This is a genomic window from Streptomyces sp. STR69 (assembly GCF_024519455.1).
Taxonomy (GTDB): domain Bacteria; phylum Actinomycetota; class Actinomycetes; order Streptomycetales; family Streptomycetaceae; genus Streptomyces.
The window spans coordinates 55,351-81,151 of record NZ_JALJRY010000031.1 but is presented as its reverse complement, the minus strand read 5'-3'; the positions used below and the strand labels follow the sequence as shown (position 1 = coordinate 81,151).

The window sequence follows — 25,801 nt, the reverse complement described above, 5'->3', positions numbered from 1 at the left end:
GTTCCCGAAGGGGCCGCGTCAGTTAATTCGCGTGATCTCCCCCGATGCGTATGACACGACAACCGCTCCGTCGCGCTGCACGAGCAGCGAAAGGAATGACGCATCGGGCAGCGGAACCCGATTCAGAGTTCCGTCGGGCCGTACGACCGTCACTCGTTCCATGCCTTGAACGGCAAGCCACTCTCCGTTGCCCGAAACCAGAGCGGTCTGGTCGCTCAGCAGCAACCGGCTCCCCTCTGTCCCACCCGCTCGCGGTCCGACGGCCTGGAGCACATGGTCCAGAGCCGAACGGACCCACACCTGCTTGCCCCGGGTTGCCAACTGGAGCGGACCGCGAGGGACGTTCAGCTGAGCCACTGGGCGGAGATCCGCCGGGGCCAGTTCGAGCACCTCGTCGCGCTGCGCAAGGCTGACGAAGAGTCGTCCGTCGGCCTGGGTGACGCCGTACGGGGCGCCGGTGACGGAGCGACGGGCCAGCCTGCGGCCGTCCTTCACCGCGAGTGCGTCGACCCGGCCGGCATCGGGTGACGCGACCACGACCCGGTCACCGACGAGAGCCAGCGCGCGAACACCGGCACCGGCGGACCGCGTCCACATCGTGCGTCCGCTGCGCAGGTCGACCCGGCCGACGCGGCCCGACTGCACGGAGATGTAGTACGCGGACGTACCCCGGACGACGAGCTCGTTCACGTAGTCGTCGACGCGCGCGACGGGGCGGCCTGTGTGCTGTTCGAAGTCCAGCCGCACGAGCGAGCGACCGCCCAGCACCGCGTAGTCCGTGTCCGAGACCTCGTCCTGCACGACGCTCGTCACCGGCGACCGATAGCTCACGGTGTCGGAGTCGTCGAGGGAATGACCGAACAGGAGGGTGAAGACCGCCGCGATGCCTCCGCTGACGACCCAGGGCAGCAGCCACCACCGGCGCCACCACGGACGGTACACAGGGGCCTTGCCGGGAGCGTGGATCCGTACGGGCGGAGCCTGCCGTGCTCCGCGGATGCCCGGTCGCCCCGTGCCTTCCCCGGCACCTTGTGCGTACTCGACGTAGGCGCCGACGAGTTGGCGGACATCGGTCACCGCGGTGTGCTCGGCTCCGGACACGGCCAGGGCGGCGATCTCGATGGCGGCCTCGTAGCTCACGTCGTTCGGCGCGCGCCCCGCGATGATCACGGGAGAACCGAAGGGAAGGGTGATCGCCAGGACTTCGGTTCCAGGGCGGGCCCGGTCGAGTACGGACCAGTCGATGCCGAGGGCGTAGCCGAGCACGGCCAGCCGTAGGCGCTGTTCGCCACGCCGTGTCGGGGGCAGCAGGAAGACGGTGCGCTCCAGGGCGCCTGCGGCTCGGATCTGGCGGATCTCCCACAGCAGGGACTCGGAGCGGCCGACCGTCACACAGATGAGCTGCGACTGCACGATCAGTTCACGGACCCGGTCCTTCCAGTCGTCCATGGAGAAGCTGCGCCGTACGGCTCCCAGCGGGGGTGGCAGTTTCTCTCCCACCTGGCTGAGTGCCACGACCGGTCCGTGCACCGAGAGAGCGGACGCGGCGATCTCCTCGAAGCGCTCGAAGCGGCGCATGCAGAGCCGTTCGACCACCGAGGCGCGGTCCAGCCGGCGGGCGCGGAGGGTACGACGGTCATCGGCGAAGGAACGGAGCATGAGCGTCGGAGGACGCTGATCGCGCTCGACCTGCTGCCGCAGGTACCGCATACCCAGTCGTCTCACGAAGATGAAGGGCACCAGCGCGAACAGCACCAGCCCGACGCCCGCGACCCTGGTGACCGTTCCGAACCCGGTGGCCACGAAGTCGGACGTCCCGGCCGGGCTGGTGCCCATCGCCTGCATGTCCGAACCGACCACGACGAGAAGCACACCCGCCCCCGCGATCATCCCGGTGAACCCCGAGCCCAGCACCGCCAGGAACCGTCCACGGCCCTGGAAGACCCCGGGGCGCCAGCGGGCGGGAAGACGTCTGCGCAGCAGCCACTCGACGAGCAGGATGCCGGCCACAGCCGTGACGGCGACGGCCACAGTGGCCCAGACACCCAGGGAGAGCATTTCGGCGAGGCGCACCGCCCAGGCGTACACGCAGAACCGGACGAGGACCGCCGCGGTACTGGCGGCCAGCCGGACGTTCACCAGCCGGTCGACCCGGAAGACTCCGTCGGGACGGGGGCGGCTGAGGAAGGACCGGAGCCGACGCCAACTGGCGGGGTCGCGCAGCACGGCCAGCAGACCTAGCGCGAGGGGCACACCCACGGCGGCACTCATCGCCTCCGCGTTGAGCGCCGTACGCGTGGTGCTGTCCCGCCAGGTCGCCGCGGAGAGATCCGGCAGCGCCTCAACTCGGGGACCTTGCAGCCGAATCACGTCCGTGACCAGCTTCTCCGTGACCTGTGGTGCCTTGGCCCGGCTGGACTGGGCGAGGACGACCACTGCGGTCCGCCCCCGCAGCAGGACCGCGCAGGCGAAGGAGTAGTCGGCGCCCCGCTGGAGGAATCCCGCCCGGTCGGCCCCGGCCAGCCGGAGGGGAGTGGACGGGGAGCAGGACTGCTTCGACTGGATCCGGGCGTAGGCGGCCTGGCGCATCTCAAGTGCCCTGACCAGCACGGTGTCCTTGGCATCCGCGGATTCCCAGCTGCGCTGCCATGCTCCCGTGACCGTCATCTGCCGGAGATCGGCCCGCAGTCGGCCGGTGCCGGTGAACAGGGCACTGTCCGGAGGCCCGTCCTGCATCGGCAGCCAGAAGCTCCTCCCGGCCGAGGGCAGATCCGAAGTGGCGAGGAGTTCATGCGCGACAGCAGGCGTGGTGTACGGAGGGATGACCCGCTCGACCGGCGGCGGACTCTCGACACGGTGCCAGAAGACGGCCATGGCCGTGAGGGCGAGCGCGAGCACTCCGACCGCTCTCCAGAGGACCAAGCGCCAGCGATACGGCCACATTCCGCGTCCCCCATCGGACTCGGCCCATCCGGACCATCCATCAGTAGGAGGACTTTGGCAGCCTCATCGCCTTTTGGTGATGAAGTCCGGTAAATCAGATCAAATATCCGGAGTGTTCCCGCGCCTCGCCTCCATGACGGCCAGGGCTTCGACGATCGGTGTGACGAAGCCCGCCGCAGTGGTGGCCGCCGTGGCCAGGACGACGCCTGCGCCCGCGGGGGTGAATCCGATGACCGCGCCGGGGCCAGGGCTCTCAGCGGGCAGGACGTACCCGATCTCCGCCATGAACTCGACCGTCTTCTCCCAGCTCTCGGGACGCTGCCGCAGCAGCCTGTTGTTCACCGAGACCGCGAAGGAGGCCCGCCCGTTCGCCGCACGGGGCGGTGTGAAGACAAAGAGCCGACTGCGGCGGTGTTCGGATCCGAAGACCTCGGCCAGCTCCCAGGCAAGACCGGGTGAGACATGGATCTCCGCGATGACACAGCGCGCGTCGGCTATCTGCCTGCGGAACTCGTCCCGCCAGACGCCGTAGTCCACCCACATCCGGGCCGCCCCGTCGCGGGGCAGGCGGTCGGTGGGATCCCCCAACGCCACCAACGGCCCGACGCGCTCGCCGAGTTCACTCCGAACAAAGGCTTCGAGAGTCTTCAGGCTCTCGAAGTACTGCTCTCCCAGCCGAGCCTTGAGGCGCTGAGCTCGAGTCAGGTGCGACGGGAGTTCTCTTCTGGAGAAGTAGCTCGACTCCTTGCCGAAGGTTCGCAGGAAGAGCACCGGTGGACGGGGATCCTGTTCCCTGATCGTGACGGCGTCGGGGTAGTTCCTGCGCTGGCCGGACCACGTGGCCCAAGCCCCCACTGTTCCAAGGACCATGACCAGCCTGACAGCGCTCCCCCAGGGGAACGACACGAAGAGGGGGAGCAGAAGCAGGCCGAGTCCAGCGAGACAGGCCAGAGCGGCAATGACGGCGTACGGCACCCTGGTGCGTCGTGGTCCGAACGTCGCTCGCCTCGCCATCGGCGCCCCCTGCGTGAGACCGCGGTCGCCGACCGACGCGTCGCCGCGCTTCAAGTCTCGTGAGTCCGACGGCTGTTCGCCCGGACGAGTCCGCTGCTTCCGTCTGTCACTGGGACGGGGAGCGGACGGGTGGGGTGTGCGATTGACGTAGCCGTTCCAGGCCGGGGCCGATGCCGGTCACACCTCCAGCCGCCCGCGGGCAGGCCACATGGCCTGCCGCGAGCGCCGTGTCAGCGCTGCCCGGGGGATCTCCCCCTGCCGGTCCTGCGCCGCACCGGCTTGCCGTCACCCCGTTTCTCCGAACCGACGAGAGACGGATCGGCGAAAGTCTCAGTGAGACCGGCCGGTGGAGGAGGGGTGGGTGGAGGAGGCGGCGGAGGCGGGGGCGGAGGTGGCGGCTCCCCCTGGTTCGGTGTGTCCGTCATAGTCGCCAGTCTGCAACAAGATACTGACAGTTGAGAGGCAGACTCCCACCGCGAGGGCGGTGAGGCTGACCGTCCATCGCTTCGTCTTCCGCGTGTGCACCAGCGCGTTCTTCTCGAACATCCCCACCCTCGTGGCGGCAAGGGCCACCAGCGCCGCGCCCTTCGAGGATCGCCCGTGATTCTCCAGTACTTCCCGGGGCTTTATGTCCTCGTACTCGGCAAGGTTGAAGATCGAGACACCGAAGACGACGGCACACGCGTACGCCCCGAAGGCCGCGGCGCCCGTGAAGGGTTCAAAGCCGCGTGAGGCCAGAAACTGAGCGGCCGTGGCCGCGAACCCGACCAGGAAGACGGCCTTCGTCTCCACCTTCGCGCCCGACTCCGTCTGCCGCGCCAGACGCGACGCGAGCTCACTGTTGATCAGCTCCAGAGTCGGCTCTTGGTCGCGGAGTTGCTCCGGTGTCATCGTCATGCCCCGAGCGTATGAGCCGCGGACAGGGCGGGCGGTCCACAGTGCGGCCGGCCGGGGCCGACGGGCCGCTCCTCCGCCGGAGCCCGCATCACCACGGTCGGCTCTGGGTATGGGAGTTGAAGAGCTGGAAGGCCACAGCTCGCACACCGAGGTTCGAACCGCGTCTGTATCAGGTCACGGCTCAACTGGCAGGCAGGGCAGCCACCATGAACTGGGACACGAGGCTCCGGCACCGCACCCGGAACCACTGCCTCCTGGCGCTGCGCACCTCCCACGCCGACGACAGCATGTCCTTCGGCACCAACACCCTGGAGGGCATGGCCTGTTGGGCCTGTTGGGCCTGTTGGGCCTGTTGGGCCTGTTGGGCCTGTTGGGCCTGTTGGACGAGCCACCCCACCCAGCAACAAGACGCCCTCGAACTCATCCGCTCCGCCGGGCACGGTGTCCGGCACCGCCGCCTGCCGACCGGTGGACGCGACGCGCGCCACCCGCCCAGCTGCGTGCGCGCCCAGCTCAGCGCCGACACCATGGGCAACAGCGCGACCCTCCCCTGCGCGAGGCTCGCGCCGAGATCCGCGACCTGCTGCCGACCTGAAAGAGGTACTCGACCGTGACAACCCTCGCGGTGACCGGCCACATGGATCTGACCGAGGACAGCATCCCGCTGGTCCGCGCCGCCCTGGACGACCTGCTCAGGCAGTACGCCGACGCCGACCCGCTCGTCGGCGTCTCGTGCATCGCCAAGGGCGCGGACTCTCTCTTCGCCCAAGCCGTGCTCGCCGTCGGCGGACGCCTCATGGTCGTCGTCCCGTCACAGGACTACCGTCGGAACACGGTCGAACCCGACCACGCGGCCGTGTTCGACCACCTCGTCAAGGCTGCCGAGGACATCCTCGTGCTCCCCTATCCGACGGCCGACCGACAGGCATACGAGGCCGCCAACGCCGTACTCGTCGAACGCGCCGACCGGTTGGTCGCCGTATGGAACGGAGAACCGCCGACGGGCAAGGGCGGCGGCACCGCCGACACCGTCCTCGAAGCGCAGACGGCGGGCATCCCCGTGGACGTCGTCTGGCCGGACGGCGCCGCTCGCCGAGGCTGACCGCGGCCGAAGACGACGAAGCACCCCGACGCGATCCTGCAGTTCGGGGCATTAGTGGTCGCACGTACTCCTCCGTCTCGGCGACGGGGTCGCCGTTGAGCTCCCGGACCCGGCCGGGGGCCTGTTGGGCGCGCTCCAGGTCGAAGAGTCCGGTGCCCAGTACGTCGGTGGTCCTCACCCGGCCGTGGACGGCCGGGACGACGCGTGCGGCCGGATTGAGACGGGTGAGGGTCACGCGCAGCCGGTCATTTCGGGCAGGGAGCCCGCGGCGTCGACGACCGTGACCATGGTGACGACTCGATGAGGAGGTAGTCGAAGCGGCCCTCGCGGGCCGGCCGGTCGATCTCCTCCAGCAGGTCGTCGCGCAAGGTGCAGCAGATGCAGCCGTTGGTCATCTCGACCAGGCGTTCTTCGGTGCGGGACAGGGCCGCCTCGCCGCCGCGCACCAGGGCGGCGTCGATGTTGACCTCGCTCATGTCGTTGACGACGACCGCGACGCGCAGGCCCTCGCGGTTGCCCAGGATGTGGTTGAGGAGGGTGGTCCTGCCCGCGCCGAGGAATCCGGAGCGGACGGTGACGGGCAGTCGGTCGTGAGAGCCGTAGGACATGAACGGTCAGCCCTCGGGACGCAGCAGCCCGCGTTCGTACGCCTTGGCCAGTCGTTGGGGCACCAGGTACGGGACGCCGTCGATGGTGATCGGGACGAGTGTCGGGGTGGTCGCCTTCCACTGGGCGCGGCGGTGGCGGGTGTTGCTGCGGGACATCTTCCGCTTGGGGACGGCCATGGGAATCCTCCTGCTCGGTAGTCACGGGAGACACTACATGAAAATGAATGTCATTAATAAATGGGGTTGGAGCGGCATCGTGGACAGAGCCCGGTGAGTTCGACGGTGTGCTCGACCTCCGCGAAACCGGAGGTCTCGGCCACCCCCTCGGCCCAGCTCTCGACCGCCTCCGAGTCGACCGGGGTGCTCAACCCGCAGACACGGCACAGCAGATAGTGCTGATGCCCGGGGAACGGCCGGTGCCGGAAGAGGCGTTCACCACCCCGGTCGCGTACGACGTCGGCGCGGCCGGCGCCCACCAGCGCGGCCAGGGTGCGGTAGACGGTGTTGAGGCCCACCCGCGCACCGTGAGACCGCAGGATGCCGTGCAGGGCGCGGGCGCTGACGAAGCCGCCGTGGTCGATCAACGCCCTTACGACACCGGCGCGTTGGGCGGTACGGCGTCCGATGAGGTCCAGGTCGTCGGCCGGCCCGCCCATCACACCGCCACGAGGCCGGCGCGGGTCCGGGGCCGCCGTACGAAGACGACTGCTGCCGCGTAGAAGGCCGTGGCGACGGCCATGATGGCGAAGCTGGGCGGCAGTTGGGGGACGTAGTAGCTCAGGGCGAGGCCCGCCCACATCTCCGCCACCGCCAGTCCCGCGGACAGGGCCAGCGCGTTATACGGCCGGTCGGTCAGCCGCTGGGCCGCGCCCGCGGGGGCGGCGAGCAGGCCCAGCAGGAGCAGCGAGCCGACCGCCTGGGTGGCCTCGGCCGCGCACGCGCCGACCAGGACCAGGAAGGCGAGGCCGAGGAGTCGTACCGGCACCCGGCGGGCCGTGGCCACCGCCTCGTCGACGGAGGCGAACAGCAGCGGGCGGGCGACCGCGAGCACGGCGAGGCAGATGACGCCCGCGACGACGGCCGCCACCCGCGCCTGCCCGGTGGAGAGGCCGAAGATCGATCCGAAGAGGACGTTGACGCCGGCGGTGCCGTTCCCGGTGTTGCGGGACGTGGTGTAGAGGGTGAGGAAGAAGACCCCCAGGCCCAGGATCCAGGAGAAGAGGCTGCCGATGACGATGTCGTCGGCGCGGCTGCGGCGGCCCAGCGCGCCGAGCACCACGGCGAACACCACGGTCGCCGCGAACAGCCCCAACCGCAGGTCGTAGCCGAGCGCGAGGGCCGCGAGCGCCCCGGTGAACGCGACATGACTGAGCGCGTCGCCGGTGAACACCTGGGCGCGCAGCACCAGGAAGTACCCCACGAGACCGGCCGCCAGCGCGATCGCCGTACCGGCCAACAGGGCGTGCACGAAATACGGGTGCGTGAAGGCGCTCATACGACGGCACCCGCTCCCGCTCCCACCATCCGCCGCCTGCCGACGGCCGTGGTGAGGGTGCGGCCCGTGCGGGCCAGGACGTAGCCGGCGAAGGCGAAGGTCGTCACGTAGAAACCGATCGGGTACGGCGAGTAGTAGGCGGCGATCAGCCCGGTCCAGGTCACCGCAATCGCGATCACCACGGCGAGCGCCAGGCTCAACGCGGGCCGGGCCGTGAGCTGTTGCGCGGCTGCCGCGGGCATGACCAACAGGGCGAACACCAGCAGCGTGCCGGTGATCTGACTCGCCTCCGCGGTCGCCGCTCCGAGCAGGACGAGGAAGACCACGGACAGGGCGCGGACCGGCACCCCGCGTCCGGCGGCGACGTTCTCGTCGACGGAGGCGAACAGCAGCGGTCGCCCGATGACCGCCAGCGCGCCGATTGCGAGCGCCGCCACGACCGTCAGCACGGTCACCTGGACGGTGGTGATGCCCAGGAAGCTGCCGAACAACAGGGAGTTGACCCCGCCGAGGAACCCTTTGTAGAGGGCGACGAAGAGGAATCCGCAGGCCAGCAGGAACGCCTGGACGGTGCCGGTCAGCGCCGACTCCTGGCCGCCGCCGCCCTGTCCGGCGCGGGGGATGGCGGCGATCACCAGGGCGCCGCCGACACAGAACGCGAAGTAGCCGAAGCCCGCGCCGATGCCCAGCAGGGTCGCGCAGGCCGCGCCGGGAAAGCTGACCACGGCCAGGGTGTGTCCGGCGAAGCTCTGCCGGCGCAGCACCATGAACCAGCCCATCACGGCGGCCAGTACGGCGACGACCGTGCCCGCCCGGAAGGCGTTGACCATGAACGGGAACGCCCAGATCTGCTGGAGGTCGGCCACCGGATTCCACGACCAACCGGCGCTCGCGTCAGCCCAGTTCACAGACTGTCTCCTGTGGTGTGCCGGTCGGTGTGGCGGGCGGGCGCCTCGGGCTGGCCGACGACCACCAGTCGCCCGTCGCTGGTGCGCAGGACCTCCACCGGCACGCCGTACAGCCGCGTGAGCGTCCCGGTGGTGATCACCTCCTGCGGTCGGCCCGCGACCGCACCGCCCTCGGCGATGTACACCACCCGGTCCAGCCACGGCAGGATCGGGTTGACGTCGTGCGCGACCATGACGACACCGACGCCCGCCTCCCGGCAGATCCGCCCGATCAGTGCGGCGACCGCGCCCTGATGGGACAGGTCGAGACTGTCCAACGGCTCGTCCAGCAGCAGCAGTTCGGGATCGCGGACGAGTGCCTGGGCGATCAGCAGCCGTTGCTGCTCACCGCCGGAGCACTCGCCGATCGGCCGGTGCGCGTACGCGCTCGCCCCGACCAGCTCGACGACTTCGGCGATACGGTCCCGGGCCGCCCGGCGCCGGGCACTGAACCGGCCGGGCAACGGCAGCGGTACGCCCCAGCGGTCGCCGTCGAGGCCCAGCCGCACGATGTCGGTGCCACGGATGCGCAGGCTCGCGTCGAAGCTGCGGCGCTGGGGCAGATAGCCGATGCGGTGGCCCGCCCGGCCGGGTGCCCCGCCCAGTACGCGGACCTCACCGGCGGCCGGCGGCAGGATGCCGAGCAGCATCTTGACCAGGGTCGACTTGCCGACCCCGTTGGGACCGAGGACGGCCACGAACTCCCCGGCGCCGACCTCCAGATCGACCCCTGACCACAGTGTCCGGCCGCCGACCCGCGCTCCCGCACCGCGCAACGACACGACGGGAGAAGGCTGTTCGGTGGCCGCCGGTTGCGGGGGGACTCGGTGCCGTGCCGTGCCGCCCGGCCGGGAGGTGGCCGGATTCACGGTACTCACCGGCCCGTCGCCTGCCCGAGGGCCTTCTCGATGCCCTCCAACTGCCGTACCTGCCACGCCTGGAAGGAGGCTCCGGCCGGGGTGAGGGTCTCGGTCACGGTCGCGACCGGAATGCCCTTCGCCTCGGCGGCCTTGACCTGGGCCTGCACATCGGGGGTGGCGTTCTGGCTGTTGTACACGTACACCTTGATCAGCTTCTCGCTGATCTGCCGGTCGATCGTCTGCTTGTCCTTGGCCGTCGGGTCGGTGCCCTCACTGATGGCGTCCAGGAACGACTCGGGCGTCAGCATCTTCAGCCCGAGGCCTTCGGCGAGCGGGGTCACGATGGACTCCGAGGCGCCGACGGGGGTGTTGGCGTACTTGGCCTTGATGTCGGCGATCAGCTTGTTGTACGGCGCGAGGGTCGTCGCCTCGAAGGTCGTCTTCCGCGCGTCGAAGTAGGCGGCGTCGGCCGGGTCCATCTTCTTGTAGTCGGCGGTGATCTTCTCGATGACCTGGTGGACGTTGTCCGGCGAGTACCAGCGGTGCGGGTTGCCGCCCGGCTTGATGCCGACCAGGTCACCGACCTTCAGATCGGTACGGCCGCTCTCGGGGTTGGCGGACAGCAGCTTGTCCGCCCAGGCGTCGTAGCCGATGCCGTTGACGATCGTGTACTGGGCCCCGGCCACGAGCCGGCCGTCGGCCGCGGTCGGCTCGTAGTCGTGCGGGTCGGCGTTCGGGTTGTCGATGATGCTCTTGACCTGCGCGTGGGTGCCGCCGAGTTGGGAGGCGATGCTGCCCCAGAAGTTCTCCGCGGCTACGACTTTGATGGTCTTGCCGACCGTCGTCGACCCGGCGGCGGCGGTCTCGGAGGTATCGGAGGCGTCGGAGGAAGAGGCGGTGGAGCAGCCGCTGGTCACAGCCAGCACGACGCCGGTGAGCAGTCCGCCGGCGATCAGGCGGGTGGAGCGGGATGCGGAACGGGATATCGGGATGCCGGCAGTGCGCACGACACGGTCTCCTTGACGGGGTGGGGGCCACACAGGCGGGCAGGGGCCTGTGAAGCGGGTTCACCTCAGACCGTAGATGGAAATGATTGTCACTACTACAGAGCCGGTTATCCCTAATGAAAATCATTATGGAATCTTGACTCGGGCCTCCCACACCTTGTCCGGATCCAGCGGCGCCTCGGTCGCGGCGACGCCGTACCGGTCCTCGTCCGCGGCGATGAGCGCGCTCGCGGTCAGCGGCAGGCCGTCGTGGTCGGACGCGGCAGCCATCAGCCGGGCCGCCGACTCGGCCCCGGTCTCCGGCGGGATGATCAGCAGATCCCAGCGTCCGATGCCGTAGGAGAGCAGCAGCAGCTTGTGCGGGTCGATCTCCGCGGTGAACCAGCCCACCTTGACGATGTGGCCGGCCACGGGAACCTTGCGGGGGATGGTCGGCCAGTACATCGGGTTGACGGCGACGCGGGTGATACGGCCCCACAAAGGGTCCAACACGGCGGTCAGCGCGGGCAGTTCGCTCAGCAGGTCCCGGGAGCGGGGCCACCAGGCACCGTCCAGGAGGCCATGGACGGCGCCGTCGCTCTTCAGCGCGAGACGGGTCGCCGGGACTGCGACGGGCTCGGGACGCGGCAGGGTGGGGTATGAGGTCGCCGGCATGATGCGGACCCGTCTCCGGGCCACCTCTGCGGCGGCACGGGTTTCGTCCCTCGCCGAGGACGACCCGGCGTGGAAGCCGGTGTGCGAAGTGCCCTCGGTGCTGTTCACCGTACTCCGCGCTCTGTGACAGCGCGGATGTGACAGTGCGCAGTGGTGGCCGCCCGGGGTGGCCGTACGCTCCGGACCGGCCCTTTCCGGAGCATGCGGGAGTACCTTGGATTCACCGAGGGCTCTTGACGTGCCGGCGTCCGGTCCGGCGTCCTGTCCTCGCGTTTCCCTTCCCAGGGGCAGCCCGTGACCCCGGCCGCGCCATCCGCAGCGAGGCCGAGGAGTCCCGCCATGTCCATCCTCTCCACCCCGTCCACGACGGGGATTCCGACGGGCACCGACCCGCCGCCCCCGTCCTACGACGGCACCTCCCCCTTCCCGAACGACGAGGGCCCGGCGCCCGCGCGGGACACCGCCCAGCGGATATACGTCGCCGTCACGGCGATGATCGTCATCCTGCCGTTCGTCGCCCTCGGCCTGGCGGGCTGGCTGCTGTGGGGACGGCTTGTCCACCCCGTCGACATCGTGCTCGCGGCCGTCCTCTACACGATCACCGGCCTCGGCGTCACCGTCGGCTTCCACCGCGGGCTCACCCACGGCTCGTACCGGGCGATCCGCCCCGTGCGCATCGCGCTCGCGGTGGCCGGGTCGATGAGCTTCCAGGGCGACGTCATCGGCTGGGTCGCCACCCACCGCCGCCATCACGCCTTCACCGACCGGCCCGGCGACCCGCACTCGCCCTACCGCTACGGCACCCATCTGCGCGGCCAGTTGCACGGACTGCTGGACGCCCACGTCGGCTGGCTGTTCCGCAACGAGGCGACATCGGCGGAGCGTTACGCCCCCGACCTCGTCGCCGACCCCGACATCCGGGCCGTCTCCCGCGCCTTCCCACTGCTGTGCCTGGTCACGCTCGCGCTGCCGTTCGGGCTCGGCTGGGCGATCGGCGGCAGCTGGCTGTATGGCGTAACCGGCCTGCTGTGGGCGGGACTTGTGCGTATCGCGCTGCTCCACCACGTCACCTGGAGCGTCAACTCGCTGTGCCACATGATCGGTGAGCGCCCCTTCCGCACCCGGCGCCACGACCGCGCCACCAACCTGTGGCCGCTGGCCCTGCTCTCCTTCGGCGAGAGCTGGCACAACCTCCACCACGCCGACCCCACCAGCGCCCGGCACGGTGTCGACCGCGGTCAGATCGACCCGTCGGCCGCCGTCATCCGGCTCATGGAGCGCGCCGGCTGGGTCCACGACGTACGCTGGCCGGCCCCCGACCGGGTCGCCGCCCGCCGCGTCTGACGTCAAACGCTCATCCGCGTACGGCAGTTGGCAGGAGCCTCATGACGACCGTGCTGCAGCCCCCGCTTCCCTCCCACCCTGTCCTCCGCCTGCGTCTGGCGCCCCACGGGAACCTGCCCCGGGCCATCGACGGCGCGTGGTGGCCCCGTTCGTACGACCTGCCGGCCGAACTCCCGGGACTGCTGGCCGGGTTGCCGCGCAAGTGGGGTCACATCACCAGTGCCACGGTCAACGGGGCGACGTGGTCGACCATGCCCGGCCAGATCCTCGTCGCCAACCAGGTCGTACGGCTGCGCAGGACCCAGGGGGAATCCACCCCGCACACCATCGTCCTGCTCTCGCCCGGCCGGGGGCGCTGGGATCTGCTGGTCGTGCCGCCGGACACGACCGAGCAGGCGGCCGAACCGCTCATGGCAGCCGCCACGGGCGGTCACGTCTGATCCGGCCCGGCACGGGCACGCACGGCCCGGCCGGTGGCGGGGCCTCACGGGTTTGCGGGCGAGGCGTGTGCTCGGCGCTCGGCGCCCTGAACGGCGCGGCGCGCAGGGCGGGTCGGTCGGTGATCGCGGACATCGTGCGAGCCCGTCCCCGGACGGAGGTCGTCCTTGCCCGGGGAGCGGCTGGTCTCCAGCCAGGATCGTGCCGGTTCTGGCGCGTGGGTGGTGTCCAGGGTGGGCTGGAGGCGGGTCCCTCCCTTGGCGTCCGCGGGATGGCTGCGCTGTTCGGTGGAGGCGAAGCAGCGACGGAGAACCTCCGCGACCCGGCGGGCGGCCGGACCGGCGGCACCCGGACGGTGCCGCCGGTCAGCCGAGGTGGCCGGGCCGGGCCGTCGCGGGGGCCGGAATGGCCCCGGTGTCGAAGTCGCCGGAGACGATCCGCGCGGCGAGGTCCGAGAGGCGCAGATGACGGGCGCGGGCGTAGGTCCGGAACGCGGCGAAGGCGTCGTCGACGGAGGTGTTCCAGCGCTCGGCCAGGAAGCCCTTGACCTGTTCGATCAGGATGCGGCTCGTCAGTGCGTTCTCCAGCTGGCTGTTCTCGACATGGGACTGCTCCAGGGTGCGCTGCTGCAGGATCGCGATGGTGGCCACGTCGGCGAGGGCCTGGGCGAGCGCGATGTCGTCGTCGCCGAGGCGGTGCGGGGTGGTCTGGAAGAGGTTGAGGGCACCGACGACCCTGTTGCGCAGCCGCAGCGGGATGGCGTGCGTGGTCACGTACCCGGTCTCGCGGGCCTGTTCGGCGAAGCGCGGCCAGGCGCCGGTCGCCTCCGCCGCGGTCAGGTCGATGTTGGTTCGCGGGGCCCCGGTGCGGTAGCACTCGACGCAGGGGCCCTGGTCGTGCTGGAGCGCGAAGAGTTCCAGCAGGCGGGTGTGTTCGTCGGAAGCGGCGATGATCTGCAGTTCGCCGTGCGCGTCCACGAGCAGGATCCCGGCCGCCGACACGTCGAGCAGCTCGACACAGCGTGCGGAGAGCCGGTGCAGCAGGTCGATGACGTCGAAGTCCTCGACGAGCGAGTCGGCGACCTCCACGAAGATCTCTGCAAGACGTCGTTCGCGGGCCATGGTCATCATCCCTTTCCACCGTCGGGCGAGTACGGCCCGCTTACATCGTCGTCGAAGTCGTCGGTGAAACGCAGCCTGCGGGCGACCACATCCGCCGCGATCTCACGGAGGGGCCGTTCACTGCTGTACGCGTGGGCACGCAGACGCAGCAGTGCTTCCTGCACGGACACGTCGAGCTGGGCGCTGACCATGCCCGTGGCCTGGTGCACGACCGCGCGGCGCAGCACCGAGGGAGGTTCCAGGGCCGTGCCGAGCCCGGGCTGCTCCCCGTCGTGCCGGTCGCCGTTCAGAAGGGCGTTGGTCAGTACGGCGGTCAGGGCGGTGGCGTCCGTGTACTGCTGCCGGCTCAGCTGCCGCTCGGCGTCGCACAGCACGGTCAGTACGCCGACCCGGATGGCGCCGATGCCCAGCGGGAAGCAGCACACGCCGTTCACGCCCAGTTCGCGCGCGGCCGGCAGCAGCGCGGGCCAGCGCTCGGCGCGCACCCGTGCCAGGTCCGGCTCCAGCACGGGCGAACCGGCGCGGACCGCGTCCGGCCCCGGGCCCTCCCCCAACGTGAGCTGGAGTTCCTCGAACCGGGCGCTCAGGTCCGGATGGAACCAGAGCGGCTCGGCCGTCCGATCGGCGCCGACCAGCAACGACAGTGCGACGCCCGCGACGCCCAGCACCCGCGCACACGCCTGCGCCGGATCCCCGGCCTCGCCGAGGCGCAGCGACCGCAGGACCTCGGCCATGCCGTCACTGATCACCCGTCTCCGTCCCGCGCGGGCCGGGGCCCTTCGAGGTGAGGTGTCGCCTGGCTTGCGCCGTACACTACGTGGCCCGGTCTGCCGTCGCACGGTCCGCGGGCACGTCCCGCCAGGCGTCCTGGATGGTCGCGTACCGCGGGAAACGGTCCTGCAGACCGGCGGCCCGGAACACGAGACTCGCGCCTGGCCGGTGGTGCACGACCCGCAGCCAGCCGAGCCGCTCATGGCAGTCCTCCCACGCCGCACACAGCGGCTCCAGGACGCTGCCGTCCATGAACGTGACACCGCACAGATCCACGACGAGGAGCAGCCGCCCGTCGCCGTGCCGGGCGTCCACGAGGTCACGCGCGAAAGCAGGAGCGGTCGTCAGGTCCAGCTCGCCGCCGGCCGTGACCACACGCAACTCGTCGAACAGGTGGTGCTGCAAGCCCATGCGACCCAACTCCTCTGTCACCGGGGGGCTTTCGCCTTGCGCAGGGCCTCTGTTGCGCGGAACAGGACAGTACGGAGAGGGCCGGGGTCACGGGCGGACCGTAGGACGAGCGTACTGGCGCGGCGGGACGGGCCGTCGCCCTCTCTCCAGGTCAGCGTGAGAGTGGTCGAAAGTGTCGCCCCCGGTCGGTTCCTGACGGAATCGGCGGCGAAGACGCAAGAGAGTGGTACGGATCGAGGTCGGCCCGGGAGCCGGTCGTTTCGTGACCGACCGGGCAAGACGTCCGACGTCGCACGGTATCCGCAGCCTTCGGGCAGGACTACGCTGCAAGGAGAGGCCCCAGTCCCCGGTATCGACGCTGTTTCCAGCTCCCGGGAGGCCCGTTGTGTTCGTCCTGCTCCTCATCCTCGCCCTGGTCCTGTTCGGCTTCGGTTTCCTCAACCCCCTGTGGTGGCTGGCCGCGGCGGTGCTGGTCTACGGCCTCACCCGCCTCGGCCGTGACCGTGGCGGCGGCCGGAGCCGTGACGGCGGTTCCGACCTCGGGAACTACCGGGACTACCAGGAGCGCCGGGATCGTCGGGAACGCTGGGACCGCCGGTACAGCCGTCAGCACCGCGCGCGCTGGCGGCGCGAGGACCGTCAGGACCGCGAACGCCGCAGGTGACCCGTGGAGTGGCAGCAGGCGGGTCGTCCACGCAGGGAGAAACCATGATTCACGCAGCAGACCTACGGGAATGGCGCGACCGCGATGTCGTCGACACCGAGTCGCACAAGATCGGTGTCCTGGAGGCGGTCTATGTGGACACCACCACCGACGAACCGGCCATGGCGACCGTACGGATCGGGCTCCCCACCCGGCACCGCCTGGTCTTCGTCCCCCTCGACGATGTGATCGCCGGGCCTGACTACCTCAAGGTCGGCTACATCAGAACGCTGGTGAAGCAGGCCCCTTCGATCGGCACCGACGACGTCCTGCCCGCCGAGCAGGAGGAAGCGATCTTCAAGCACTACGGACTGCCCTACGAGCCCGGTGCGGGCGGTGAACGGCAACTGGCGCGGCGCTGATCGCCCCTGGACGGAGGGACTGCCCGCACGCGAACGGTCCGGGGACTCACCCCATCGACAGGAGATCCACGTGCCCATCTCGCACGCACGCACTCCGAGCCCACGCAGCACATCCGCCTATGCCGATGCCCCGGACACCGATGCCGCGTTCCGCCGTATCGCCGTCCTGCCGAACGGGCCGGAGCGGACCGCACTGTGCCAGGAGGTGGTGTGCGCCTGGGCACCGATGGCCGTACGGCTCGCCCGGCGCTTCCGGCACCGCGGCGAGTCCTTCGAGGACCTTCAGCAGGTCGCCCGACTCGGCCTGGTCAAGGCGGTGACCCGCTTCGACCCCAGCCGCGGCACCGCCTTCCCGAGCTATGCCGTACCGACGATCCTCGGTGAGGTGAAACGGCACTTCCGGGACCACCTCTGGGGCGTGCATGTGCCACGACGCGTGCAGGAGCTGCGAGGCGAGGTCCGGTCCGCCGGGAACGAATGGGTTTCGCTCCACGGCCGTGAGCCCTCCGTCGGCGAGATCGCCACGCACGCGGGTCTCACCAGGGCGGAGGTACGGCTCGGCCAGGGGGCGCTGGACAGCTTCACCGCCAGTTCCCTGGACGACGTGTCCGGCCGCTCCGGTCACAGCCGCCCGCCGGCCGACACCCTCGGCACCATGGAGCCGGGCTTCGACCGGGTGATCAACCGCGAGGCCCTGCGCCCCCTGTTGCAGGCCCTGCCCGAACGCGAACGGCAGATCCTCTACATGAGGTTCTTCGGGGAGATGACCCAGAACCGCATCGCCCTGCAACTCGGCCTCTCGCAGATGTACGTCTCCCGTCTGATCATCCGCACCTGCGCACGCCTGCGCGACCAGGTGATGGCCGAGGCCCACGAGTAGGGCCTGTCGACACCGAGCCGGTACGAGCCCGCTCCGAGGTGTGGGTCAGGCCCCCAGGCCGGCAAGGGGTTCGGAGTCGTCGACGAAGGCGCGGGCCACGTCGGACAGGCGCCGGTTGTGGGCGCGGGCGTAACCGCGCAGCGCGCTGAACGCCTGCTCCATGTCGATGCCCTGGCGTTCGGCGAGCTTCCCCTTGGCCTGTTCGATCAGCACCCGGCTGTTCAGCGCCGCCTGCAGCTGTTCGTTGAGCACCGTGCTGCGGTGGGCGGTGCGTTGTTGCAGCAGGCTGATGGTGGCGACGTCGGCCAGGGCCTGGGCGATGTGCGTGGCGAGCGGGTCGAAGGGGCCGGATGCGGCGCGGAAGAGGTTCAGGGCGCCCACGGTCTCCGCCCGCAGGCGCATGGGCAGTGCCTGTACGGCCCCGAATCCGCTGCGGTGGGCCGCCGTGACGAAGCGCGGCCAGCGGTCGATCTCCCGGGTCAGGTCGTGGATGATCACCGGTGCGCCGGTGCGGAAGCAGTCGAGGCAGGGGCCTTCGTCGTTCTGGAGCTGGAAGAGCTCCAGCAGGCGCACCTGTTCGTCGGAGGCGGCCATGACGCGGAGTTTGCCGTCCCGGTCGGCGAGCAGCACGCCGGCGGCGCTCGCGTCGAGCATGCCGACGCAGCGATCGGTCAGCAGGCGCAGAAAATCGATGAGGTCGAAGTCGGCGACCAGATTGTCGGCCAGCTCGACGAACGTCTTGGCCAGGAGCTGTTGATCCATCGTGAGCACCCTCGATCGAGACTGGTCCCGGCCCGGAAGGGCGGGAAGTACGGCATGTTTCCCGGACTGCACACCTGCGTCAGGTTTCCTCGTCCGCTTGGTCCGGCTCCGCGTCCGGTGAGAAACGCAGCCGCCGGGCGACCACGTCCGCGGCCACCTCGGCGAGCCGGCGTCCCTGCGCGAAGGCATGGCCACGAAGCCGGACGAAGGCCTCCTCGATGCCCACGCCGAGCTGGACGGTCAGGACGCCGCTCGCCTGGTCGATCTCTGCCCGGTACGCGCCCAGGTCCTCGACGCGGCCACCGTGCGGCCCGCCCGTCTCGTCGATGCGCGCGTCGAGCAGCACCAGCGTCGCGAGATCGGCGAACGCCAACGCGTCCGCCAGTTCCTCCGGGTCCAACCGGACCGGAACCTGGGCGTACAGGTCCAGGACTCCCAGGCTGATCGCCCCCATCTGCAGCGGGAGCGCGAACACCGCGCGGGCCCCGGCTTCCAGGGCCGCATCCGCGAACACCATCCAATGGTCCTGCAGGTCACGGGTCAGCAGATCGGGTGTCAGGACGGCCGAGCCGTCCCGGAAGGCATCCACACACGGCCCCTCACCCAACGTGAGCTGGAGCTCTTCCAGTTGCTCGCTGATGTCGTCGGTGCTGCACAGCGGATGGCTCGGCGCGGTCCCGGACATCGCCGACAGCCCCGCCCCGCCGACCGGCAGCGCGGCCACGGCCGCGGTGCACACGTCCACCACACCGACCCGGACACCGCGCCGGGCCGCCTGCTCGGCCACCAGCACCTGGATACGCTCCGAGCGGCTGTCAGACCCCACCCCGGCCACCGCCCGCAGGCATCGTGACAGGGTCCACCGACGCGGTGCCGGACGATGCCCGACGGCTGGTCAGCGGTCCCTCCCGCCCGCGCCGGCGCCCGGCCGTCATCGCACGCGTCCCGAAAGGGCGGAGACCAGCCGGACCAGGCCGCGCGCCGGGGCCGGGGCCGGGGCCGGAACGGGCGTGGCGGGGATCCCCTCAGGAGGAGGTGGCGGTTGGCCGGACGGAGAGCCCAGGAGCAGGAATCCGCAGTCGGCGACGGCGAGAATCCGAAGGAGCGTGGTCGGCGGATGGTGCAGCCGCAGGGTCCCGCCGAGCGCTTCGGACTGCTGCGCGGCGCGGAGGAACGTGTTGAGCCCGCTGCAGTCGCAGAAGGTGACGGAGGCGAGGTCGACGTCGATGGCACGGATACCTTCTCGCAGGCATCGTTCCAGGGACACACGCACCAACGGCACGGATTCGAGGTCGATCTCACCGGCCAGGGTGATCAGCGCCCGTGTGCCTAAGTCATGACGCTGAACGGTGAGCTGTGGCAGGGGCATGGTGCCTCGGTTCGGAAGACCATCCGGCAGCGGGTGCGGTGGTGCCGGAGTCCCGGCTCCCTGGGCGCGCTCCCGGCGGGGGCGTACTTTCGGCGGAGGCAGAGCAACGGCCGGTCCGACAGCCTGCGCGGCAGGACAGAGGATCAACCCGGTTCCCTCCAGGGATGCGCCGGGTGACAGACGAGGAGTCCGCACCCCGCAGCAATCTGCGTTCAGCAACTGCATGCCGCCGGGGTCTGGGACGTCTGTTCAGCAGACTAGTCCTCGCGTCGTTCCCATGGACGGTTCCAAGCCGCCCGATCCCAGAATGTGGACCGTACAGAAGCACGGTACGCGCGTGTGCACGAGGCATCACGCGGTCCATTGGCGGGATCCGTTGGAGGGATCCGTTGGAGGGATCCGTTGGAGGGATCCGTTGGCGACGGAGTCGTTCCCGCCTATCGCGGCCCCGACGGTTCGGCCGGCCGGTTCGGCACAGCCTCGGCGTTCTTGGCGGCGGCTGCCGCGACGGTTGCCAGGTCTTCGCCCGAGAAGCCGGCGCGGCTCAGCACCGCCAGAGACTTGTTCGTCGCCAGTGTGCACAACGCCAGCTCAACCGCCTCCTGCTCACCGGCCCCCGCCGCCAGCAACGCCTGCTCCAGCCTCGCCCGCAGACCGTCGATCATGGCGCGGACCATCGCCCGGCCCTCCTCGTCGAGTGCCGGGATCTGCGTTGCCGACACCGTGAGCAGGCAGCCGTCCGGGACCGTCGGGTCGGCGATGCGGTTCAGGGCGACCTGCAGGTAGGCGGCCACAACGGTGCTCGGGCTCGGGTGGGGGCCGGACAGCGCCTGCTCGTACTGCGGTTCGTAGGTCTGCGCGTACCGTTGGAGGCTTTTCCGGAAGAGGGCGCTCTTGTCGCCGAAGGTGCCGTAGAGCGAGCCCCGGCCCAGGCCCGTGCCCTCGGTCAGGCGATCGATCGAGGCCTCCGAATAACCCCAGCGCCAGAAGACGTGCATCGCACGTCGTAGCGCCTCGTCCACGTCGAACTGCTTGCGGCCTGCCATGGTCGTCAGCCTACACATCTTGTACCGATCGTTCAAAGATGGGTAGGGTCGCCGGCATGACAACCCTGAGTTCGCTGCGACTGCCCGACGGATTCCTCGACGTCTTCACCAGCCGGCTCGTGGAGGTGAACGGACTGCGGCTGCACGCGGTCACCGGTGGGGACGGCCCGGCGCTGCTGCTGATCGGCGGCTGGCCCCAGACCTGGTACGCCTGGCGGAAGGTGATGCCCGCGCTCGCCCGTGAACACACCGTCGTCGCCGTCGACTCGCGCGGGGCCGGACTCTCCGACAAGCCCGACGACGGGTACGACGCCGGCACGCTGGCCGCCGATCTGGTCGCGTTGATGGCCGCGCTCGGGCACGACCGGTTCGACGTGGTCGGCCACGACATCGGCACGTGGACCGGATACGCCCTCGCCGCCGACGACCCCGAGCGGGTGGGCCGGCTCGCCATCGTCGAAGCGGTGATCCCCGGCCTCACGCCGTCCCCGCCGTTCTTCGGCCCGGCCGCGGCCAACCTGAAGCTCTGGCAGTTCGGCTTCAACCGGCTCACCGACCTCAACGAGGAACTCGTCCGGGGACGCGAACGGCTCTTCTTCGGCTGGCAGTTCGCCACCAAGGCCGCCACGCCGACCGCGATCCCCACGTACGCCGTGGACGTCTACGTCGGCGCGATCACCGCGGATCCTCGCGCACTGCGGGCGAGCTTCGCGTACTACCGGGTGCTGGACGAGACGATCGCGCAGAACGAGCAGCGCGGCAAGACCCGGCTGACGCTGCCGGTGCTCGGCGTCGGCGGCGCGCTGTGGAGCGGCGAGAGTGCCGCCCAGACGATGCGGCTGGCGGCCGACGACGTCACGGGGATCGTCCTCGACGACTGCGGCCACTACCCGGCCGAGGAGCAGCCGACGCGGTTCGTCGAGATCCTGGAGAACTTCCTCGCGGCCAACCGGTAGCAGGCACGCCACACGGCTGAACTGCGCGAACGACAGGCGGAGCTTCACAAACTCCGCTACGCCGTCGAGCAGGCCTTCGCCGTCCTCCACCGAAACCTTCGCCACGAGGGGAGCCGGGCAAGAGCTCCGCCGGTACAACCGCTCACGCAGACCGAGCTTCCGACCGGATTCGCGCTGCCGTTCGGCCGTGCCGAACTCACCCAGACCGCCTGACCGTTCCGGACCGCAGCGGGCGAGGACGGCCGCGGTGGCCAAGGACACCGTCGGAACGCGAAAGGGCTCCGCCGATGACATCGCCGGAGCCCGGCCCCTCGTTGCCGGGCGGGGCAGGCCGCCATTCTGCCGACGGCCGTATGAATCCGACCGGGAATCCTGCCGCCGGTTTCTTCCCCGCCGACGGGTCAGGCGTCCGCCGCGCCCTGCGAGTTGGCGGCTTTGCGGTGTTCTTCGTTGATGCGCCGGGCTTCTTCGAGCTGGTCTTCGAGGATGATGATGCGGCAGGCGGCCTCGATGGGGGTCCCGTGGTCGACGAGTTCCCGGGCGCGGGCCGCGATGCGCAGCTGGTAGCGGGAGTAGCGGCGGTGGCCGCCGGCGGAACGGAGCGGGGTGATCAGACGGGCTTCGCCGAGAGCACGGAGGAAGCCCTGCGTGGTGCCGAGCAGCTCGGCGGCTCCGCCCATCGTGTAAGCGGGGTAGTCGTCGTCGTCGATACGGCCGAACGAGTCGTCTGCTGTCATTTGCACCTCTCTGTGGAACGCGTCGAGGGGCCTTGGTGCCATTTGGCACCAAGGCCCCGAAGGAACTGCTACACCATCTGCCGGCCCTGACAGGGCGCCGGCCCTCTGTTTCCGCAGACCTGACCGGCATGCTGCCGGGGCTGCTGGGATCGCGGTTGCTTGACCGGAGACCACCTCACTATCGATGTCCTGCGGTACCCGGGTTCAAGATGTCGGCCCGGGCGATCCTGATGGCGCTCGGCTCCTCCGTTCTTCCCTCTGGGATCAACTGCTTACAAGTGGGGTACTGCGCACTGCTGGATACCGCGAACTGCACTTTCGGGTACTGCACTTGCGGTCCTGCTCACGGCGGCCCCTGATCACTGCGAGCCACCCAGTACGGTCGCCAGTCGCGTCGCCGTCCCGCAACCGCTCTGGCTTCGCAACTCCACCACCGCACCGTCCTGCGAACTGCACTTGCATGTACTGCCGCCCGCCAGTTCGTGTCTGCCGGGCCCTGCTGTCTCTCTGGGCTACGAGAGAACCCTAACCACGTCCCCACCCCAATGTCTACTCTGACAAACAGAGATTTCCGCGTGTTCGACAGAGAGGCAATCGGCCTAGAACAAGCGGCAGGCGCAGGAGGACGAGCTGTCAGCGCCTGGTTAACGGGCCAGGTGCTGGGGAACGAGACACGGCAGGCAGAACCGGACCTTGTCGTTCAACCTCCGACCGAACCCGGCCGTTGTCGCCTGTCTCCGCGATGGGCAGGATGGCGGACATGGCCGTGTCACCTGCGACACGTCGACTTTGCGACACCACGTTTCCGGACAACGACGCCGCGAGCGCCCTGGCACTCCTCGATCTCCACGCAGGAGCGGAGTGCGAACGCGTGCATCAGGCTGCGGTCCGGTTGAGCGGAGGACGTCTCGGCCGGCTTCGCAACCGGCTCGATGAAGCCAAGCGCAACCCGGAGACCGTCCTGTGGTTCGGTGAGTCGCCCTCCGACGTTTCTCCGGACACTCACGCCTTCGGAGTGGAGTTCATCAACAGCTTCCTCGACAAGCACCCGGCTTGAGATCTGGCCCGTAGGAGCCTTGGGTGCGCGGCTCGCACACCGGTCGAATGAGTTCGATCTCCAACGCACCACCGGTTCCGGGATCCCCGGAGCACGAAGCACGACTTCCTCACGTCGGCCCTCGTGTGCCGCCCCGGCTGCGGCAGGGTCGCGCACATCGGTACGACACCAGACGCGTCGGGGATTCGCAGCCAGCGCCTCTTCGCGCCAAGGCGGCTCGTCTGTCGGAACTGCGGGATGGCGAAGGACTGAAGCCGTGGCGGCGTGGCCATGCGCCGGGACCCGAACCCTCGCCGTGGTCGGGCCCGCCGGGTGCGGTGTCCTCGCTGCGGAGGATCGCCTGGTGCAGCCGCTTCGCCTCCGTTCCCGGATCGGCACCGAGTTCTTCGGCCAGCCGCTCCCGCGGGGCGGTGAAACAGGCCAGGGCATCCGAACCGCGCCCTCCCGCGTGCAGGGCCTTCATCAACGCCGCTGCGAACGGCTCGACCAGCGAGTGTTCGGCTACCAGATCGGGTAACCGGCGGACCACCACCGCATGATTGCCCGCGCCCAGTTCGCAGTGGGCCCAGGCGACCAGCGCGGCGATGTACTCCTGTGTCCGGCTTTCCCGGGCCCTGGCGGCCCAGGGTCCGGCCAGCCCGGTCAGGGGTTCTCCCGCCACGGCGCACGGGCCCCGCGCAGCGCCAGCACGCGTTCTCCCCGTGCGCGAGAAGAGCCGTGGACCTGCTCGACCAGCTGCCGGAACCGGCGCGGGTCGACCCCGTCCGGAACCACGTCGAGCAGGTAACCGTCGACGCGGCGCAGGAGCCGTGACGGCGTGGTGAGGTCACCGTCCCGGAGCCGGGTGTACCCGGCTTCGCCTCCAGGAGGCGACGGATCCGAGCGAGTGCGAACAGACCGAAGCGCGGGCCTCGGCGGGCGGATGCTCACCCCACAGCCGGTCCACCACCAGGCCGACCGGGCTCCACGGCGCGTCCGGCCACGCGCAACTCCAGCGGGCCCAGCAGTCGCGTACAGGTCGGACAAGGTTTCGACAAGGTCGGCATTCCACAATCCGTGCACCCACCGCCGAGGGGCCGGCCCGAGACGTGTTCTCCGCCGGAAGGATCACTCACGGGAAAGGACCATGAATGAACGTCACAACACGCACAGTCCGCAGGACTCTGAGCGCGACCGTCGTCGCCGCCACGGTGGCGGCTCTGGGCCTGTTGGCACCGAGTTCGGCCGAAGCCGCCGCGAGTGACTGCCCTTCCGGCAGCCTGTGCGTCTGGGACCAGATCAACTACACGGGAAACCGCTGCAGTTGGAGCAACGCCGACAGCGACTGGACCAGCGGGACCGTGACGTGTTCATGGGCCGACGACCGCAACGTCAAGTCGGTCTACAACCACGGGACTTCCTCCTCGTACGAGGGAGTCGGCCTCTATTCCGGAGCGGGCTACTCGGGGTATCTCGGCTGCATAGGACAGGGCGTGAAGGGCCCTGGCGTCAGCGGCGGCCCTGGCCTCAAGGTGCTGTCGCACAAGTGGCTCGCCAGCTGCTGAGTCCGGACGCCGGAGAGGGCGAGCACGACACGGGCCGAGCGCCAGGTGGGGCCGTCATGGGGGGAGCGGCCCCACCGTCGCCGATGCAGGTCATGACCGCCACGGGCACCCGGCCGAAGCTCCCCGGCCGACTCACCCGTGCGATGCCCCGAACGTGATCGATGATTCGGGGCTTCCCGGGACGAGAACACGGCCTCCGTCTGATCCTGTGCTCCGACCAAAGAGGCACTTGACCAGTACGAAGGCCGTGGGGGGAATGAGTCTGGTGCATCACGATGTCCGGCGGAAAGCGTTCGCAGGGGCATCACGCTCCGGGACGACCTCTTCGACTGTCCGACCGTACGCGGGGACACGTTGTTCGAGCTGACCGACGCGGTGCTGTGCGCGGACGGGCCGATGACCACGCCGGTGGACCTGACGCCGACGGCCGAATGATCAAGCAGACGCTGAGCTGGACCCGCCCGAAGCTCCGCACCCCCGAAGCGGCGGACCGATGGACATGGCTCATCGTCGCGGCCCACACCCAACTCCGGCTCGCCCGGCCGCCGGCCGCGGACCTCCGCCGCCCCTGGGAGAAACCGGCCGAACCCGACCGGCTCACCCCCACCAGAGTCCGCCGGGGGTTCAGAAACCTCCGCCCGAACCTGCCCGAACCTGCCCGGCCAGTGCACTCCGCGCGGTCGTGATGTCAGCCCGACCGCGCTGCAGCTCGGCACGCAAGCCCCCGAAAACAAAGCAGCGCCTGACCCGACCGAAGCCGAAATCAGGCGCTG

At 70.0% G+C, this 25,801-nt stretch carries 29 protein-coding genes and 2 pseudogenes; 10 read left to right on the top strand and 21 right to left on the bottom strand.

The genetic code is table 11. The features are described 5' to 3' along the window. Nucleotides 1-18: 18 nt before the first annotated feature. The 4 genes from OC490_RS39835 to OC490_RS39820 form a co-directional block, all read right to left on the bottom strand. Nucleotides 19-2,922: a YncE family protein gene (locus OC490_RS39835; RefSeq protein WP_262062927.1), complete on the bottom strand. Its 2,904-nt coding sequence runs from the start codon at nt 2,920-2,922 to the stop codon at nt 19-21. A 120-nt stretch (nt 2,923-3,042) separates the two neighbouring features. Then, nucleotides 3,043-4,011, bottom strand: a complete 969-nt coding sequence (locus OC490_RS39830; protein ID WP_262062926.1) for a hypothetical protein — start codon at nt 4,009-4,011, stop codon at nt 3,043-3,045. Between the two features lie 276 nt (nt 4,012-4,287). Next, entirely contained in the window at nt 4,288-4,854 is a 567-nt protein-coding gene (locus OC490_RS39825) for a hypothetical protein (RefSeq protein ID WP_262062925.1), read from the bottom strand. 181 nt (nt 4,855-5,035) lie between these two features. After that, the gene (locus OC490_RS39820; protein WP_262062924.1) at nt 5,036-5,251 is read right to left on the bottom strand and encodes a hypothetical protein; all 216 of its coding nucleotides are present in this window, start codon (nt 5,249-5,251) and stop codon (nt 5,036-5,038) included. A 213-nt stretch (nt 5,252-5,464) separates the two neighbouring features. On the opposite strand from OC490_RS39820, the gene OC490_RS39815 reads away from it, so the two are divergent. Then, nucleotides 5,465-5,956 (top strand): hypothetical protein, encoded by a 492-nt coding sequence (locus OC490_RS39815; RefSeq protein ID WP_262062923.1) that lies wholly within the window; start codon nt 5,465-5,467, stop codon nt 5,954-5,956. A 64-nt stretch (nt 5,957-6,020) separates the two neighbouring features. Here OC490_RS39815 and OC490_RS49445 read toward each other — a convergent pair. The 8 genes and pseudogenes from OC490_RS49445 to OC490_RS39775 form a co-directional block, all read right to left on the bottom strand. Next, nucleotides 6,021-6,564 (bottom strand): annotated as a pseudogene (locus OC490_RS49445) (GTP-binding protein); the annotation flags it as partial. A gap of 6 nt (nt 6,565-6,570) precedes the next feature. Next, on the bottom strand, nt 6,571-6,741 hold the full coding sequence (rpmF, locus tag OC490_RS39805; RefSeq protein ID WP_093628134.1) for a 50S ribosomal protein L32: 171 nt from the start codon (nt 6,739-6,741) through the stop codon (nt 6,571-6,573). 53 nt (nt 6,742-6,794) lie between these two features. After that, complete coding sequence (locus OC490_RS39800) at nt 6,795-7,220, bottom strand: Fur family transcriptional regulator (RefSeq protein WP_262062922.1); 426 nt, start codon at nt 7,218-7,220, stop codon at nt 6,795-6,797. After that, a complete protein-coding gene (locus tag OC490_RS39795) occupies nt 7,220-8,059 on the bottom strand; it encodes a metal ABC transporter permease (RefSeq protein ID WP_262062921.1) in 840 nt (279 codons plus the stop codon). The genes OC490_RS39800 and OC490_RS39795 overlap by 1 nt, the downstream gene beginning before the upstream one ends. Next, on the bottom strand, nt 8,056-8,967 hold the full coding sequence (locus OC490_RS39790) for a metal ABC transporter permease (protein ID WP_262062920.1): 912 nt from the start codon (nt 8,965-8,967) through the stop codon (nt 8,056-8,058). The genes OC490_RS39795 and OC490_RS39790 overlap by 4 nt, the downstream gene beginning before the upstream one ends. Further along, nucleotides 8,964-9,788, bottom strand: a complete 825-nt coding sequence (locus tag OC490_RS39785) for a metal ABC transporter ATP-binding protein (RefSeq protein ID WP_410099239.1) — start codon at nt 9,786-9,788, stop codon at nt 8,964-8,966. The genes OC490_RS39790 and OC490_RS39785 overlap by 4 nt, the downstream gene beginning before the upstream one ends. 92 nt (nt 9,789-9,880) lie before the next feature. Next, nucleotides 9,881-10,873, bottom strand: a complete 993-nt coding sequence (locus OC490_RS39780) for a metal ABC transporter solute-binding protein, Zn/Mn family (RefSeq protein WP_262062918.1) — start codon at nt 10,871-10,873, stop codon at nt 9,881-9,883. 126 nt (nt 10,874-10,999) lie between these two features. Next, nucleotides 11,000-11,635: a DUF5994 family protein gene (locus OC490_RS39775; RefSeq protein WP_262062917.1), complete on the bottom strand. Its 636-nt coding sequence runs from the start codon at nt 11,633-11,635 to the stop codon at nt 11,000-11,002. Nucleotides 11,636-11,866: 231 nt separating this feature from the next. Here OC490_RS39775 and OC490_RS39770 point away from each other — a divergent pair, with 231 nt between their 5' ends. Together OC490_RS39770 and OC490_RS39765 are read left to right on the top strand one after the other, a co-directional pair. Beyond that, nucleotides 11,867-12,871, top strand: a complete 1,005-nt coding sequence (locus OC490_RS39770) for an acyl-CoA desaturase (protein ID WP_262062916.1) — start codon at nt 11,867-11,869, stop codon at nt 12,869-12,871. Between the two features lie 41 nt (nt 12,872-12,912). Next, nucleotides 12,913-13,311, top strand: coding sequence for a DUF5994 family protein (locus OC490_RS39765; protein WP_262062915.1), 399 nt, complete (start codon nt 12,913-12,915; stop codon nt 13,309-13,311). A gap of 363 nt (nt 13,312-13,674) precedes the next feature. On the opposite strand, the gene OC490_RS39760 is transcribed toward OC490_RS39765, so the two are convergent. The 3 genes from OC490_RS39760 to OC490_RS39750 all read right to left on the bottom strand — a co-directional run bounded on the left by OC490_RS39760 (nt 13,675) and on the right by OC490_RS39750 (nt 15,612). Then, nucleotides 13,675-14,439, bottom strand: coding sequence for a GAF and ANTAR domain-containing protein (locus OC490_RS39760; RefSeq protein WP_262062914.1), 765 nt, complete (start codon nt 14,437-14,439; stop codon nt 13,675-13,677). Continuing rightward, nucleotides 14,436-15,179 carry an ANTAR domain-containing protein gene (locus OC490_RS39755; RefSeq protein ID WP_262062913.1) on the bottom strand — a complete coding sequence of 248 codons (744 nt, stop codon included), beginning with the start codon at nt 15,177-15,179 and terminating at the stop codon, nt 14,436-14,438. The genes OC490_RS39760 and OC490_RS39755 overlap by 4 nt, the downstream gene beginning before the upstream one ends. A gap of 64 nt (nt 15,180-15,243) precedes the next feature. After that, nucleotides 15,244-15,612 (bottom strand): STAS domain-containing protein, encoded by a 369-nt coding sequence (locus tag OC490_RS39750; RefSeq protein WP_262062912.1) that lies wholly within the window; start codon nt 15,610-15,612, stop codon nt 15,244-15,246. Between the two features lie 385 nt (nt 15,613-15,997). On the opposite strand from OC490_RS39750, the gene OC490_RS39745 reads away from it, so the two are divergent. From OC490_RS39745 to OC490_RS39735, 3 genes are all read left to right on the top strand, one after another. Continuing rightward, nucleotides 15,998-16,276: a hypothetical protein gene (locus OC490_RS39745; protein WP_262062911.1), complete on the top strand. Its 279-nt coding sequence runs from the start codon at nt 15,998-16,000 to the stop codon at nt 16,274-16,276. Between the two features lie 44 nt (nt 16,277-16,320). Further along, nucleotides 16,321-16,677 (top strand): PRC-barrel domain-containing protein, encoded by a 357-nt coding sequence (locus OC490_RS39740; protein WP_262062910.1) that lies wholly within the window; start codon nt 16,321-16,323, stop codon nt 16,675-16,677. 70 nt (nt 16,678-16,747) lie between these two features. Continuing rightward, on the top strand, nt 16,748-17,557 hold the full coding sequence (locus OC490_RS39735) for a SigB/SigF/SigG family RNA polymerase sigma factor (RefSeq protein WP_410099238.1): 810 nt from the start codon (nt 16,748-16,750) through the stop codon (nt 17,555-17,557). Nucleotides 17,558-17,602: 45 nt separating this feature from the next. Here the strand turns inward: OC490_RS39735 and OC490_RS39730 are convergent, their stop codons facing one another. The 4 genes from OC490_RS39730 to OC490_RS39715 form a co-directional block, all read right to left on the bottom strand. Further along, nucleotides 17,603-18,319 (bottom strand): GAF and ANTAR domain-containing protein, encoded by a 717-nt coding sequence (locus tag OC490_RS39730; RefSeq protein ID WP_262062909.1) that lies wholly within the window; start codon nt 18,317-18,319, stop codon nt 17,603-17,605. A 79-nt stretch (nt 18,320-18,398) separates the two neighbouring features. After that, nucleotides 18,399-19,145 carry a GAF and ANTAR domain-containing protein gene (locus tag OC490_RS39725; RefSeq protein WP_262062908.1) on the bottom strand — a complete coding sequence of 249 codons (747 nt, stop codon included), beginning with the start codon at nt 19,143-19,145 and terminating at the stop codon, nt 18,399-18,401. A gap of 105 nt (nt 19,146-19,250) precedes the next feature. Then, nucleotides 19,251-19,688, bottom strand: a complete 438-nt coding sequence (locus tag OC490_RS39720) for an STAS domain-containing protein (protein ID WP_262062907.1) — start codon at nt 19,686-19,688, stop codon at nt 19,251-19,253. 437 nt (nt 19,689-20,125) lie between these two features. After that, a complete protein-coding gene (locus OC490_RS39715) occupies nt 20,126-20,734 on the bottom strand; it encodes a TetR/AcrR family transcriptional regulator (RefSeq protein WP_262062906.1) in 609 nt (202 codons plus the stop codon). A gap of 56 nt (nt 20,735-20,790) precedes the next feature. Between OC490_RS39715 and OC490_RS39710 the strand changes: the two genes are divergently transcribed. Continuing rightward, the gene (locus OC490_RS39710) at nt 20,791-21,690 is read left to right on the top strand and encodes an alpha/beta fold hydrolase (protein ID WP_262062905.1); all 900 of its coding nucleotides are present in this window, start codon (nt 20,791-20,793) and stop codon (nt 21,688-21,690) included. 401 nt (nt 21,691-22,091) lie between these two features. On the opposite strand, the gene OC490_RS39705 is transcribed toward OC490_RS39710, so the two are convergent. Next, the gene (locus tag OC490_RS39705; RefSeq protein ID WP_262062904.1) at nt 22,092-22,427 is read right to left on the bottom strand and encodes a helix-turn-helix domain-containing protein; all 336 of its coding nucleotides are present in this window, start codon (nt 22,425-22,427) and stop codon (nt 22,092-22,094) included. A 751-nt stretch (nt 22,428-23,178) separates the two neighbouring features. Between OC490_RS39705 and OC490_RS39700 the strand changes: the two genes are divergently transcribed. After that, nucleotides 23,179-23,484, top strand: coding sequence for a hypothetical protein (locus OC490_RS39700; protein ID WP_262062903.1), 306 nt, complete (start codon nt 23,179-23,181; stop codon nt 23,482-23,484). A 109-nt stretch (nt 23,485-23,593) separates the two neighbouring features. On the opposite strand, the gene OC490_RS49655 is transcribed toward OC490_RS39700, so the two are convergent. After that, nucleotides 23,594-24,145 (bottom strand): BTAD domain-containing putative transcriptional regulator, encoded by a 552-nt coding sequence (locus OC490_RS49655; protein ID WP_410099237.1) that lies wholly within the window; start codon nt 24,143-24,145, stop codon nt 23,594-23,596. Between the two features lie 469 nt (nt 24,146-24,614). Here OC490_RS49655 and OC490_RS39695 point away from each other — a divergent pair, with 469 nt between their 5' ends. Both OC490_RS39695 and OC490_RS39690 read left to right on the top strand, forming a co-directional pair. Next, complete coding sequence (locus OC490_RS39695; protein ID WP_262062902.1) at nt 24,615-25,028, top strand: peptidase inhibitor family I36 protein; 414 nt, start codon at nt 24,615-24,617, stop codon at nt 25,026-25,028. A 428-nt stretch (nt 25,029-25,456) separates the two neighbouring features. Next, nucleotides 25,457-25,690: pseudogene (locus OC490_RS39690) on the top strand (transposase); the annotation flags it as partial. Between the last annotated feature and the right edge of the window lie 111 nt (nt 25,691-25,801).